Raw genomic sequence first — 13964 nt, 5'->3', positions numbered from 1 at the left:
AGCTTTTGTGTTACCAATTACTTGTTATATATGTGGTAGTTTAGGCAGATTTAAGGCTTTTTTCTTTTTATGCTTTGCAGGTGCAAATACTTTGAGTACGCGCGGCAATACTTCAATGTCTACTGGCATAGCAGGACCTGCATCACCATCCATATTGGTCGATAAATCATCGACGTCAGATAGAAGTTCGATATGAGCTTTTTTCACAGTTAATGTCGTTGTATAACGAGAGTTATAGATGGCACCACTGATAATGAGTGGTAATACGCTGAGAATATCGAGGATAAAATATTCTTTGAAGATGATGATACGCATATAACCATCATCTACAGAGGCTTCTGGCATAAAACGCTCAAAGCTAGATACTACATTGGTAAGTAGGGCTAAAACGAGAGGAGATTTGCAAATGAAATCATCGTCCTCTGTTTTAATGCGGTACGTGTAGTCCTTTGTAGTGAACAACGCTTGGCCTGCTCTCAAGAAATACGCGAGAGGTCCAAGTATGCTTTTTTCCTTTGGTGTAACCTCATCCACAACCTTAGGAATAACGCCAGCTGCAATATTATTGCAGAAATACCGATCATTACAACGGCCGATATCAATGGTTCGAGTTTCATTGATATCGATACGTCTGATAGCTTGCGTTGGATTTTGGTGAATGCCGAGAGCACGAGACATATCATTTACTGTACCAACGGGAATAAACCCAAAGGTACAGGAGAATCCACCTTGGGCAATACCGTTAACGGTTTCGTTAACAGTGCCGTCACCGCCCATGCAGAATACGGCATCAAACCCGCGTTCACAAGCGTCCTTAGCGAAGCGTGTAGCATCGCATTCGCCTCTGGTGAATTTGACCTCAATCGTTTCGAACAAGGTACTCAATTTCCATTGTAAATCGAGGGCATAACGGCGCGCTGCGCCGCCTCCTGAGACAGGGTTGATGATAATCAAACAACGGCTCATAGTATACTTCCTTACTTTCAAAAATGAGATATAGCTATTATCTATAGTTAAATTGACAGTCTTAATGATGAGTTCTATAATTGTAATGTATGCACTTAATTTCGCACAACATACTTTCTAAGATATATTGTATACTATATTATACTCATTTTAACCGTTCTTTGAAAGTCTGAAAGCACGAATGGTTAGTAAGGTTTAGGGGCTAGTAATGGGAAGACAAAGTTCAAAAGATAAATACAAATTGTCCGCAGTGGATTCTATCGAAAGATTACCTCTCAGTGAACAAGTATATTTAACATTAAAAACAGCTATCTTAACAGGCGAATTGATGCCTCAAGAGAAGCTTAACGAAGTAAAGATTGCAGAACAATTACAAGTGAGTGCTACACCTGTACGTGAAGCATTCCGTAAATTAGCTAAAGATAATCTCGTAGTTATCGTTCCTTGGAAAGGCGTTACTGTAAAAGCTGACACTCCAGAAGAAATTGTAGCACTTTACCAAGTTCGCGAAGTAATGGAAGGACTTGGTGCTAGATTATGTGCTCGTCATGCTACACCTGAGCAAGTACAAGAGCTAAGAACCCTTTGTAAAGAGATGCATGAAATTGAAGATGCCACAGAACGTGTTGATGTAAACAGCCGATTCCATACAATGATTGCTCATTACTCTGGCAATGAACGTATTGTAGATTATCTAGCAGGTTTCCGTGAACGCGTTAATCGTGACATGTACATCAGTTCTTTCAATGCTGTACGGACACATGACTGTGATGACGAACATGACCAAATTGTAGACGCTATTGAACGCCACGATGAAGTAGCAGCAGAAACAGCTATGCGTCAGCATATCAACAATGCATTTATCTTCAAAAAAGCAAATGCGGAAGTACAGCATAAAAAACTTAATGAAGTATAATGCCTGCTGATGCTGATGCTGATGCTGATGCTGATGCAATGGGCATAATGACATATGAGAGGCTCCGCCATTGACGGAGCTTTTTTGATTGTTATTTTGAATAGTAAATTCAATTTTCATTTAGAGTATTTAGAGCATCTTGATATAAATTAGTTATCATTTGTTGTATTTAATTAACTGTTCTTTTAGTCTATCGGATTAGTTTGTTCTTGTTTTGTTTCGAGACGTTCTTTTGGTGTGGTTCAGAAGCTCTAGTCGTTTATAGTGTGATGTTAGGTGCGCATTACAGTTTTTATAATCTATAACACGCAGTCTTACGAGCTGACCTACGTTGATTTGAAAGGCTTGAGCGATTTTAAAAAGAATTTCTAAAGACATGCCCGAGATGCCTGTACCACATTCTAATTTACTTAAATAACTACGACTGATACCAATGTGACGAGCTAACTCTTGTTGAGACATATTTAGGGATACACGAATAATGGCGATTTTATGACCTAAACAAACATATTGATGTTGTAAAAACGGGTCTTCGTACGTGTTAATCCGCAGTTCGGTGAGCGGTGTAGCCGAGGGGTTCATAGGGACTCCTTCCTTTTCCCTACTCTCTAAATATAGTATACTGAGATTGTTAGCGTCTGACTAATATAGAAAAGTAGATAATTATCGGCTATTACAGATAATTACACGAATTGTGAAAGTAGTATTACATGTATGCTATAGTAATGTGATCATACCATCTAGTATGTTATCGTGAGTAAAGGAGGCAATATGGAAAAATACATAGCCGTTGCCCTCGGTGGCGCCACTGGGGCCTTATGCCGTATGGCTCTCGGTGAATGGGTTATGACAAAGGTCAGCTCTTTTCCGTATGGTACGGTAGTCGTAAACCTCGTTGGTTGCCTCATTATCGGTTTAGTCTTAGGCCTTTATATGCAAAAGCCAGATCTACCTCAATGGGCGAGATTTTTCCTCGTTGTAGGTGGACTAGGTGCATTTACCACCTTTTCAACCTTTGCCTTTGAAATGTTACAGCTTATGATGGCTGAATCCTATGTACAAGCATTATGGTACGGTGCAGTACAAGTCGTAGGGGGCTTAATCCTCTGTTGGGTTGGTATGCTATTAGTGCGTCTACTCTGTACTATTTAAACATATTAATATTGAATAATAGTATTAAATACATTTTGATGTTATACAATAGTATATTTTGTTATTAATGATTTGGGAGATATTATGAAATCTATTAGAACACAAGATGCCGTAGGGCAAATATTATTACACGATCTCGTAAGAATCGTCATCGGTGAGGTGAAAGACACGCCCTTCCGCCGTGGCCATGTTATCACAGAAGAGGACATTCCTAAACTCTTGGATCTTGGCAAGGAACATGTATTTGTAATGGAGCCAGAAGATGAGGGGTTCTTGCACGAAGAGGATGTAGCTCGTGCTTTGTACCATATGGCAGGCGGCGAAAACATGCACGATGGCCCTATGGCGCAAGGTAAAATTGAAGCCATTGCAGATGTAGATGGTCTTTTCAAGGTTGATGTGGAACGCTTACACGCTATCAATAGCATTGGTGAGCTGACTATTGTAACGAGATTTAATAACACACCTGTGAAAGCTGGTGATAAACTAGCAGGCATGCGCTGTATTCCATTGTTGTTAGAAGAACAACAAGTAGAGGCGGCAAAAAAAATTGCTAACGGCGAGCCTTTACTACATGTGAAGCCATTCGTACGCAAAACTATGGGTATCGTTACGACTGGATCTGAAGTATTTGAAGGGCGTATTAAAGATGCTTTCACCCCAATCATTGAAGAACGTTGTGCTGTATTTGGCGTCACAAAGTTAGCTCATGAGATTGTAACAGACAATACGGATGATATCGTGGAGGCTATTGATAAGGTAAAAGCGGCGGGTGCCGATATCATTTTCTGTACTGGCGGCATGAGCGTTGACCCTGATGATTTAACACCTGGCGCGATTAAACGCTATGCAGATCGCGTTGTTACCTATGGTTTGCCTGTATTACCAGGGTCCATGGTTTGCATTGCTTACTGTGCAGATGGCACACCAATCCTTGGTGTACCAGGTGGCGTATTATTCAGTAAACCGACTGCCTTTGATGAAATTGTGCCACGTCTCGTTGCAGATGATGAAATCACCAAAGAAGATTGTATAGCTATGGGCCATGGAGGATTCTTGGGCTAATAGGCTAGTATAACAAGATTAGCTAGAATAACTAATATAGCTATTCTAAGTAATATAGATAAATTAAACAATATAACTGGAATAATTAGTATAGCTAATATAATGAATATAGTTAATATAGCCAATATAAGGAGATAAGATAAATCTTATCTCCTTATATTGTTACTATGCTATTAATTTATAGTATGATGAATTTGGTAGATTTTTTATTTATTGATAAAATTGATATTTTTATCGATTTTATTAAAAATTTCGTTTACTTCATTTAATATTTAAAGTACAATAATAGTTAAGGATAATGATAATACATTATTTAATAATGGACATATTTTATGCTGAGTTTTGTTGAATATATATTATAAATGATAATATATTATCCGTTGTATTTATAATTTTAGATGTAGGGAGGAATAGTAAACGATGAAAAGCAAACAAGTGGCATTATCATTGGCAATACTACTTGCGTTAGGCACGGGAACTGTATTACACGCAGAAGCACAAGGGAATCCGACAGAGTATTCGCGTCACTTTGGTGATGAAAACACGGTTACCAGTGACCATAGTTTGGCAGTAGGCTTCAGAAATACGGTATCCGGTTCGTATTCAACTGCTGTAGGTCAGTCATCTACCGCATCTGGTGAGACTTCACTAGCTATCGGACGAAGTGCGCAGGCAACCGCTAATAATACTAATGCTATCGGTCGGAGTGCACGGGCGGAAGGCGAGAATGCCACTGCGATAGGCCATGGATCTGTTTCTTCTGGACGTAATTCAAATGCCTTTGGTTCATCCGCGAAAGCATCTGCTGAAGGTTCTACAGCGGTTGGCAATAGCACAAAGGCTAGTGGTATTTCAAGTACCGCTACTGGCTTTAATGCTGAGGCATCTGGTAATTTCTCTTCAGCATATGGTAATGATGCTAGAGCAAAGGGAAATCGTTCAGTAGCTGTTGGATATAATGCAAAAACTGAAGAGAGTGCAACTGCTGTAGGTAATAATGCTAATGCTGGTGCTGCAAATGCTGTTGCACTAGGTTCAGGTAATACGATTACTGCACGTGGTGGAGTTGGAATTGGTAGCAGTAATTCTGTCTCTGGCATTGATTCTGGCGCTTTTGGGGTTAGAAATAACGTAGCACAGGCAAATACATATGTACTGGGCAGTAATGTGACGTCGACACAAGGAAATAGTGTTCTCTTAGGCAATGCATCTACCGATAGAGCTGCCACAACAGAAACACAAGCTAATATAAATGGTATTAACTATTCCGGCTTTGCTGGGGTAGGGTCAGCTCGTAACGGCGTTACGAGTGTTGGTGCATCTGGTAAAGAACGTCAGGTGATTAATGTAGCATCTGGGAAAGTATCTTCTGATAGCACGGATGCTATAAATGGTAGTCAATTATATGCAGTAGCAAATACAGTGGGCGGAATTCTTAATAATCACAATACATTAATTCAAAATAATATTAATGAAATCGATAAAAATAAAGAAAAAATTGCCGACAATGAACGAAAATTAAAAGATCATACAGATGTCTTACAAAAACATGAAGATATTTTAAATGGACATAGTCAAGAATTAGAAAAACATAATAAATTAATTGTAAATCATGATAATCAAATTACTCGTTTAACTAAAGAAAATCTTCGTCAAGATGCTGATTTACTTCGTCATGAAGATCAAATTCAAAATCATGACATTCAATTAAAAAATCAAACTGAACGTATGAATAATCAAGAAAAACGTATTGATAATCAAGATAAGCGTTTAGATTATTTAGATAATCGTGTAGATAATCATGATGCTCGAATTGAAAATCATAGTGAGCGTATCGAAAGTCATGAACGTCGTATTGAATATAATAAGACTTTAGCCACAGAAGCATTAAAAGAAGCTAAAAAACATACTAGCATTTCTGCAGGTAATAATGTAACTGTAACTACAAGCACAAATGCTGCTGGTGGTACTGATTACAAAGTATCTGTAGATAAAGTTAAATTTGGTAATGTTTCTTTGGACAATAAAGGTCTAAATAATGGTGGCAATAAAATCACTAATGTAGCCGATGGTGAAGTATCCGCTACATCTAAAGATGCCGTTAACGGTAGCCAATTGTATCAAGCTACTAGCGGTATTAGTAATGGTGTGAACCTATTAAATAGCAAAATAGGAAAAGTTGGTGCTGGTGCGGCTGCATTAGCGGCTATTCATCCATTGGATTTTGATCCTGATGATAAATGGAATTTTGCGGCTGGTTACGGTAACTATGCCGGTGAAAATGCGATGGCATTAGGTGCTTTCTACAGACCAAATGAAGACACTATGTTCAGTGTAGCTGGATCCATGGGTAACGGTGAAAACATGGTCAATGCTGGCGTTTCATTGAAATTAGGTCAAAAAAATGGTGTATCTACATCTAGAGTAGCTTTGGCTAAAGAGGTTCAAGACTTAAAGGCCATTGTAAAAGCCCAAAATGTAGAGATTCAACAAATGAAGGCATCCATGGGAATGGCTCCTCAGTATGAAATGAAAGATGTGAACTTCCCTGATGTACCAGCTAATTACTGGGCTTATGAATATGTAAAAGACTTGGCTGATAAAGGTCTTGTTGAAGGCTATCCTGATGGCGAATTTAAAGGCGATCGCGCAATGACTCGTTATGAATATGCTGCGATTATTTACCGTGCTTTACAATTGGGGGCTCCAATTGATGGCAAAATGGGACGTGCAATTAACGAATTTAATCCTGAATTGGCTCGTCTTCGTGACTTGGATCGCACTCGTGTAGATCGAATCTCGGGTAAAGACAATGACCGTCATAAGGTAGAACGACTTCGTGTAAACAATAAAGACAATAAGCAAACTAATGATTACAGAGATGTTTACGGTAGTCATATCGAGCGTAATGCGAAGTAATTACTTGTCTTGAAATAACCTTTTAAACTAAAAGGAAGACAACAAAATAGTTCTTTTATAAACTAAAGAAAAAACAAAAGAGGCCGTGATAAACAGCCTCTTTTCATCTAGCGGATAGTTGAGTTAATATCAATCTGCACTTTCAGAAATCAGAAATTATGATCCTTTTCTGGAGTGCAGATTATAGTCAACTATCCGCTATTTTATTATTTTGTTCAATTAATTACATTATTGATGGCGTTATTAAAATGATTTTTTACCTAGTGTAGGGTGGCTACAACGTTTTAGTGTTAGGGTATCAATCATATGGACTGCTTCGTCCAATGTAATATCTTCGCGCTTCGTTGGTGTTTCTAGGACTGCTAACGGATGCTCCGTGCCTACCTCACCAGAAGGCAAGTAAATATATTCTTGGTTAACATTGTCACCAAAGATATAGCCAGCTTGTAAATGTTCTTTATGAATACGACTCATGGTCTCTCCTTAGATAATTTGCTTTAGCTTAAAATCTAGATAGTCTGCAGATACCAACTCTAGTTTTGTCGTACCAAATTCCTTTGGAATCCGGTTAAAAGAAATTTGATCGTGTAAGTGGCCAAAAATGCAGATATCTACGTTATATTGCTCCATGAGATCCGTAAAGCCCGAAGGTGCGTTGGACTCGTTAAATGGAGGGTAATGTAGCAACAATAACTTTGTTACAGGAATATTCTCTATATCTCTAATTGAATCAGGTGTTGGTGAATAGGACTTTTTAGAACCGGATGATTCTGTTATACAGACCTTTGTTTCCGTCCTGAGTTCCTCAAGTACTTTATGTATTGCCTTATCCATTTCCTGTAGTGCTGCTTCGGTACGCATCAGTTCTCTATCGTAAATGGATTGGTCCGTTTCTGGGGAGAAGTGGGAGTCTCCAGGACAGAGGTAGGCGCGCGTTCCACCGAATGCAATAAGGCGCGGCCCTTCTTCGGTTTGGATAACTTCTGCGGTGCCGTGACCTTGTATAAAGGTAATAGCGTCACCCATGAGATTATGCATCTTGTTTGCTGATGCCCACCAATAATCATGGTTGCCACGAATCATATATTTTTTACCAGGTAAAGATGCAATTTCTTGTAAATCGCAGGCAGCTTCATTGAGACGGAGCGCCCAGCTCATGTCACCTACGAGAAAGACGATGTCTTCATCGCTTACATTGGCATTCCAATGCTCTTTGATGCGGGCCCAGTGATCATTCCAGTGCGGGCCAAAAATATCCATCGGCTTCGTCGGAGGATTGCCAGATAGATGGAGGTCGCCGATGGCAAATACTTTCATAAAAATCCTTTCAATTATGTATGGTTAAAACCATATAAAATAATATATCAAATTATATACGGTATATGGTTAGAGCTATTTAGTAGCTTGAAAATAAGGCGTAATATCGTGCTTGATTTTAGCAGCTCGTCCCTCATCACAAGTTTGAGGAATTTTGTAGCCTACATAGAGGGGCGTCGTTACATAACGCGCCACTACCTTGATGTAATCATAGCCGTCCTCAAGATTATATACGAAGTAATTATAGGACTGGCTAAAGTTTGCTACACTATGCAATACATAGCGCAAAATTTGCTGTAGTCGAAGGGCTACAGTACGAACCGGTGCATCTGGTTTGAAGCGAATGTTGTACTCAAAGAACCCGATAATCGGATGGGTAGACAAGGTGATGCGTACATCTTGATCCTCGTGCAAGAGCCAACCCTCCATATTTTGGGCCGTAATATCTTTATGGTAATCGTAATTCTCAAGCCCTATGATTTGGCTGTGAGGATGGCGAATAGAGCCACCGGACATATAGCCATAATTTTTGAAGAAGAGTACGGATTTAAACTCTTTACGCTGACGAGTTTCGCGCCATTTATCGAGACCAAATTGGAGAATGTGGGCGGCTTCGTCTGTAGGTAAGGTAGAAAATTCGCCTTCGTCAGTTTCCGTTTCGATAATGACGGTAGGCCAAGTTTTTTCTAATACAGGATACTTGTTCATGAGCCATATAATATGACCTGATGTATCGAGAATATCCGTTAATTTGGAACGATCACAGAAGGGACAACGCACTTGTTCATTGCGAATATTGACGGGCTTTGTGCGCCCTAATTCGATATTAAATCTAAGTGGTTTGTTCATCATGTGCCTCCTTCCTTGCAAGAAACTCTATACTCTTAATCATACCACAACTAGCGCATTCGTACATAAAATAATGGTATAATAATAGTGTGTTATTTTTGTGACTAAGGAGGTCCTATGAAACCGACGACGCTCGTATTTCCCATTGATGAAAAAAATCGTATATTACTAGGGCGTAAGAAGCGTGGTTTTGGGGCTAATAAATATAATGGTTTCGGTGGTAAACTTGATGATGGTGAAAGCTTCCGAGAGTGTGCCATTCGTGAACTCTATGAGGAATCTGGCCTTCAAGGACGTGTCGAAGACTTAGAATGTGTAGCGGCTTTTGATTTTCAATTTCCTTTTGATGAGAGCTTAACGCACGTAAGCTATGTGTATTTCTTGCGTACTTTCACAGGTACTGTAGAGGAAACAGACGAAATGGAGCCTCATTGGCTAGAACCGAATCAAATTCCTTATGAACATATGTGGGATGGTGACCGCAGATGGTTGCCGATGTTGTTAGAAGGTAAGAAATTAAAAGGACCTATTGTGTTTGGACGAGATAATAATATGGTGGATAAGATGGATTTGACCACTGTTGATACCGTTCTTGAAAGCGAACACTTGGCGCGCATTGATTTGTATATTAATGGCTGATACGTATAGATTATTTGCGTTATATTGTCGAATATAGGTATTCTTTATACTATGCCGACGAATTTTAGTGTATACCTATTTAATTATTAACATAAATTTACTAATATCAAGATGATGGTTTGGTGGATTTTAAAATGTAAAAAGGGGCTATATGACCATGAGAGTGGTAATATGCTCCGTAATTTATACTATTTTGAGGTAATATGACTGATAAAAAGAACCCAAAGTGGGTACCACAGCTATTGGCGTGGTATGATGTGCATAAACGGGAGTTGCCGTGGCGCGATTGTGGGGACCCTTATAAGATTTGGGTTTCCGAGGTGATGAGCCAGCAGACGCGCATTGAGGCGATGAAGCCTTATTACGACAACTGGATGCGTCTATTCCCAACTTTGGAAGACTTGGCAAAGGCTTCCGAAGATGAGGTGGTTCATGCTTGGCAAGGGCTTGGTTATTATAGCCGTGCTCGTAACTTGCGCCTCGGTGTAAAGGACGTAGTTGAAAATTACGGCGGTATCGTGCCTCACGATCGTAAAACCATGGAGTCCCTAAAGGGCGTAGGTTCTTATACGGCTGGGGCTGTACTATCTATGGCGTACAACGAACCAGAAGCGGCTGTAGATGGCAATGTATTGCGCATCTATGCTCGTCTATATCGCATCTTTGACGATATTTTAAGCACTAAGGGTAAAAAGACTATTACAGCCATCGTGGAGGAGACTTTGCCTCACGATCGACCTGGTGATTTTAACCAAGCCTTGATGGACTTTGGCTCTGCTGTGTGCATTCCAAAAACGCCGCGTTGTGGGGAATGTCCTATTGTAAATATGTGCGCTGCCTATCAACATGAAGATACAGATAAACTGCCTGTGCGCATCAAGAAAACAAAGGTAGTAGAGGTGCCTTTATTCGTGGGCATCTTGAATTATAAAGGCTATTATTTGTTGCATAAACGGCCGAATCGTGGACTTTTACGGTCCATGTGGGAATTTCCATCTGTGGAAATGGTATCTGCCTTTGAGGACGGAGAACGAGGCCTTGAGGAATTAGTTCAGCCCCTTGGCTTTGAGTTATCTTTGCAAACAGTACTTGTGAAAGAAATAACACATATTTTCTCTCACCGAAAATGGTTTATGAAAGCATTCCGCGGTGATTTAACGTACACAGGGAATGCGAATAATATATCGATTGCAGATATCCAACAGCAATTGCCAAAGGACTGGATGCTCATCAAGCGTGATGAGTTCTCCGACTATGCTTGGGCGGGTCCTCATGGTAAATTGACGGAAATCGCAAAATAATTTGTAGGAGTAATGAATGAGAATTCTATTTAATATTACTTTTTCTGCCATCCTCCTAATAGGGTTGGTAGGATTTTGGGCTCTATTCCTCAACTTGTGGAAGCCCAAAAAGAAATGGCCTGCCTGGGTGGGCTATATAATCATTATCGGTGCGTGGTTTGCTGCTATCCGATACTATATACTCAATCAAGTGGATTTATATGGTACGATGTACTATCCTTTGATGAATATGTTCCGTACCGAAAGCTACGGATTCCTTTTTGGCGTATTTCTAGCGATTCCTGTATTTATCATACTTAGTCTATTATATTGGACAATCAATAAGATTTGGAGCAAAACACCAGAGGAAAATAGAACAGGCCGTCGTGCTTTTTTTAGAACTGCTGCAACTATAGTGCCGTTGGCTACTATCGGTGGTTCTAGCTATGCTGCCTTTGCAGGTCAACAAGAGGTAGTAGTAACTCATGAAAGTTTTGGCTACACGAACCTACCACCCGGGTTGAAAAACTATAAAATTGTACAACTTAGTGATATTCATATAGGACCGAGTATCGACTTAGATGACTTTGATGAAATCCTGAAACTTGCACTTTTACAAAAACCTAATCGCGTTGTTATCACTGGCGACCTTATTGATAAGCTTGCATGGTTGCCGCAAGTCTGTGAAAGACTGACAACCTTCGCAAAACAAATCCCTGATGGTGTTGACTTTATCTTGGGAAATCACGAGTATCATCACGATGTAAATAAGGTACTGGATTCACTTAAACGAAATACACCTATGAATATTCTCGTGAATAGTAATATTCAAATCATGGGTGGTAAACAACCTGTATATATTGCGGGCGTTGCGTACGATAACGATCGTAAAAAGGATAACCGAGAAGCCATGATTAACAAAGCTTTATCTGGAATTCCAGACTATGCCTTTGTTATCCTATTGGCCCATCACCCTGAATTCTTCGAAGAATCTATTGAACGTAAAATTCCATTGACTCTATCTGGTCATACACACGGAGGTCAAATCGTATTCATGGGCATGCCATTAGTACCAACGGGCACACCATATACAAAAGGTCGCTATGTACAAGAACAAAGCGTGTGCTATGTTAATAATGGCACAGGACACTGGTTCCCAATCCGTATCAACTGCCCACGAGAAATTACAGTCATTACTTTCTTTGATGGAGTGGCGTAATAAATAGAAAACCCCGATACATAATGTATCGGGGCTTTTTCCGTTCATTTGAGGTATGAGAGGATGTTACAGATATGTCATAGATATGAGAGAGATTTTATTTCATGCGAACTGCTTCAGCAAATTCGTCTTCGGTCATGAGTTTTTCTTCCAAGATGATTTCTTTAATAGAGCAACCGCGTTTGTACGCTTCTTTTACCACCTTAGCGCTCTTGTCGTAGCCAATATATGGTGTTAAGGATGTAGCAATCATGAGAGATTGTTCTACGAAGAAGTTGAGTTTTTCAGGCACAAATTCTACGCCGTCGATACAGTGTGTTGTGAACGAATTCATAGCATCTGCAAGGAGGCGACAGCTTTCAACAAAGTCATAGATCATGATAGGCATGTACACGTTCAATTGGAATGCACCGCTACCTGCACAGAGTGTCATAGTCGTATTATGGCCGAATACTTGGGCGCATACCATGGTCAAGGCTTCACATTGTGTAGGATTTACCTTGCCTGGCATGATGGAGGAGCCCGGTTCGTTTTCAGGAAGATGCCATTCGCCATAGCCACAGCGAGGGCCAGAGCCTAAGAAACGAACATCATTAGCGATTTTGAATAGTGTAGTAGCTAACGTATTGAGTGCCCCGTGAGCCATCATGAACGCATCTTTGAGGGCAAGTCCTTGGAATTTGTTGTTCTTCACGCGGAATGGAGCGCCTGTTACCTCTGGTAATACAGTTTCCATAACGTCTAGATAGCCTTTAGGCGTGTTCACACCTGTACCAACGGCAGTACCGCCGAGGGCTACGTCGAGGAGGTGGTCAGCATTTTGAACGAGCATAGTTTTGGCAGTTTTTAGACCGTCCACAAAGGCACTGATTTCTTGGTCCACCATGATGAAAGTAGCATCTTGTAGGTGTGTACGACCAACTTTTTGCAAGCCTTTTCCTTTTTTTTGCAATTTTTCAAAGGATTCGATAAGGCCATCCAATGCAGGAATTACGCGTTTTGTAATTTCAAAGTACGCACAGATATGCATTGCCGTAGGAAATGTATCGTTTGTACTTTGGCCGCGGTTTACATCGTCGTTAGGATGAAGCGGATTGCTTTCATCTAACTGTTTAGCCCGGTGAGCGATTACCTCGTTCACATTCATATTCGTTTGTGTGCCAGAACCTGTTTGGAATACAGTTAATGGAAATTCTTCATCCCATTTGCCGTCCACGATCTCATCTACTACTTGAGCGATGAGTTTCGCTTTTTCCTCAGTTACTGCGCCACACTTTGCATTGGTTAAAGCACATGCTTTTTTTACAAGCGCAAGCGCTTTGATTTGCTCAATAGGGATACGGTGGTCACCGATCTTAAAGTTATTGAACGAGCGTTGCGTTTGAGGTCCGTAAATTCGTCTAGCGTCGACTTCGACTGGTCCCATTGAATCATATTCAATTCTTGTTTCCATAATGTTTACAACCTCCTTAAAAGACATGCCGACTCTATTGTCGGTACTTTAATTATATAAAATCCTGTATATTTGTACAGAATAAAAGAGAATGATTTCTATTTTCATATAATTGATAGGTGTATATGCATAATGCGCATATACACCTATCTCCTTCCTACAATATATATGTGATGATTTATATTTTAT

At 40.0% G+C, this 13964-nt stretch carries 13 protein-coding genes; 7 read left to right on the top strand and 6 right to left on the bottom strand.

Features of this window, described 5'->3' with window-relative positions; translation table 11 throughout:
• Positions 1-24: 24 nt before the first annotated feature.
• Positions 25-966, bottom strand: coding sequence for a diacylglycerol/lipid kinase family protein (locus VPAR_RS08535; protein ID WP_012864889.1), 942 nt, complete (start codon positions 964-966; stop codon positions 25-27).
• A 208-nt stretch (positions 967-1174) separates the two neighbouring features.
• On the opposite strand from VPAR_RS08535, the gene VPAR_RS08530 reads away from it, so the two are divergent.
• On the top strand, positions 1175-1882 hold the full coding sequence (locus VPAR_RS08530) for a GntR family transcriptional regulator (protein ID WP_004694848.1): 708 nt from the start codon (positions 1175-1177) through the stop codon (positions 1880-1882).
• 198 nt (positions 1883-2080) lie between these two features.
• On the opposite strand, the gene VPAR_RS08525 is transcribed toward VPAR_RS08530, so the two are convergent.
• The gene (locus tag VPAR_RS08525; RefSeq protein WP_012864888.1) at positions 2081-2464 is read right to left on the bottom strand and encodes a helix-turn-helix domain-containing protein; all 384 of its coding nucleotides are present in this window, start codon (positions 2462-2464) and stop codon (positions 2081-2083) included.
• Positions 2465-2653: 189 nt separating this feature from the next.
• Between VPAR_RS08525 and crcB the strand changes: the two genes are divergently transcribed.
• From crcB to VPAR_RS08510, 3 genes are all read left to right on the top strand, one after another.
• Positions 2654-3034 carry a fluoride efflux transporter CrcB gene (gene crcB, locus VPAR_RS08520; RefSeq protein WP_004698140.1) on the top strand — a complete coding sequence of 127 codons (381 nt, stop codon included), beginning with the start codon at positions 2654-2656 and terminating at the stop codon, positions 3032-3034.
• Between the two features lie 84 nt (positions 3035-3118).
• Positions 3119-4099 carry a molybdopterin-binding protein gene (locus VPAR_RS08515; protein ID WP_012864887.1) on the top strand — a complete coding sequence of 327 codons (981 nt, stop codon included), beginning with the start codon at positions 3119-3121 and terminating at the stop codon, positions 4097-4099.
• Positions 4100-4519: 420 nt separating this feature from the next.
• Positions 4520-7018, top strand: coding sequence for an S-layer homology domain-containing protein (locus VPAR_RS08510; RefSeq protein ID WP_012864886.1), 2499 nt, complete (start codon positions 4520-4522; stop codon positions 7016-7018).
• A gap of 243 nt (positions 7019-7261) precedes the next feature.
• On the opposite strand, the gene VPAR_RS08505 is transcribed toward VPAR_RS08510, so the two are convergent.
• The 3 genes from VPAR_RS08505 to VPAR_RS08495 form a co-directional block, all read right to left on the bottom strand.
• Positions 7262-7492, bottom strand: a complete 231-nt coding sequence (locus VPAR_RS08505) for a hypothetical protein (protein ID WP_004698256.1) — start codon at positions 7490-7492, stop codon at positions 7262-7264.
• Positions 7493-7501: 9 nt separating this feature from the next.
• Entirely contained in the window at positions 7502-8335 is an 834-nt protein-coding gene (locus VPAR_RS08500) for a metallophosphoesterase (RefSeq protein ID WP_012864885.1), read from the bottom strand.
• Between the two features lie 75 nt (positions 8336-8410).
• Positions 8411-9184, bottom strand: a complete 774-nt coding sequence (locus VPAR_RS08495) for a DUF4931 domain-containing protein (protein WP_004698244.1) — start codon at positions 9182-9184, stop codon at positions 8411-8413.
• A 117-nt stretch (positions 9185-9301) separates the two neighbouring features.
• Here VPAR_RS08495 and VPAR_RS08490 point away from each other — a divergent pair, with 117 nt between their 5' ends.
• The 3 genes from VPAR_RS08490 to VPAR_RS08480 all read left to right on the top strand — a co-directional run bounded on the left by VPAR_RS08490 (position 9302) and on the right by VPAR_RS08480 (position 12322).
• On the top strand, positions 9302-9823 hold the full coding sequence (locus VPAR_RS08490; protein WP_012864884.1) for an 8-oxo-dGTP diphosphatase: 522 nt from the start codon (positions 9302-9304) through the stop codon (positions 9821-9823).
• 203 nt (positions 9824-10026) lie between these two features.
• Positions 10027-11124, top strand: a complete 1098-nt coding sequence (gene mutY / locus VPAR_RS08485; RefSeq protein ID WP_012864883.1) for an A/G-specific adenine glycosylase — start codon at positions 10027-10029, stop codon at positions 11122-11124.
• Between the two features lie 16 nt (positions 11125-11140).
• The gene (locus VPAR_RS08480) at positions 11141-12322 is read left to right on the top strand and encodes a metallophosphoesterase (protein WP_012864882.1); all 1182 of its coding nucleotides are present in this window, start codon (positions 11141-11143) and stop codon (positions 12320-12322) included.
• A gap of 97 nt (positions 12323-12419) precedes the next feature.
• On the opposite strand, the gene VPAR_RS08475 is transcribed toward VPAR_RS08480, so the two are convergent.
• Complete coding sequence (locus VPAR_RS08475; RefSeq protein WP_012864881.1) at positions 12420-13775, bottom strand: class II fumarate hydratase; 1356 nt, start codon at positions 13773-13775, stop codon at positions 12420-12422.
• Positions 13776-13964 lie beyond the last annotated feature (189 nt).

This window comes from Veillonella parvula DSM 2008 (assembly GCF_000024945.1).
Classification (GTDB): domain Bacteria; phylum Bacillota; class Negativicutes; order Veillonellales; family Veillonellaceae; genus Veillonella; species Veillonella parvula.
The sequence above is the reverse complement of the archived record's forward strand: the minus strand, read 5'-3'. Positions and strand labels throughout refer to the sequence as shown.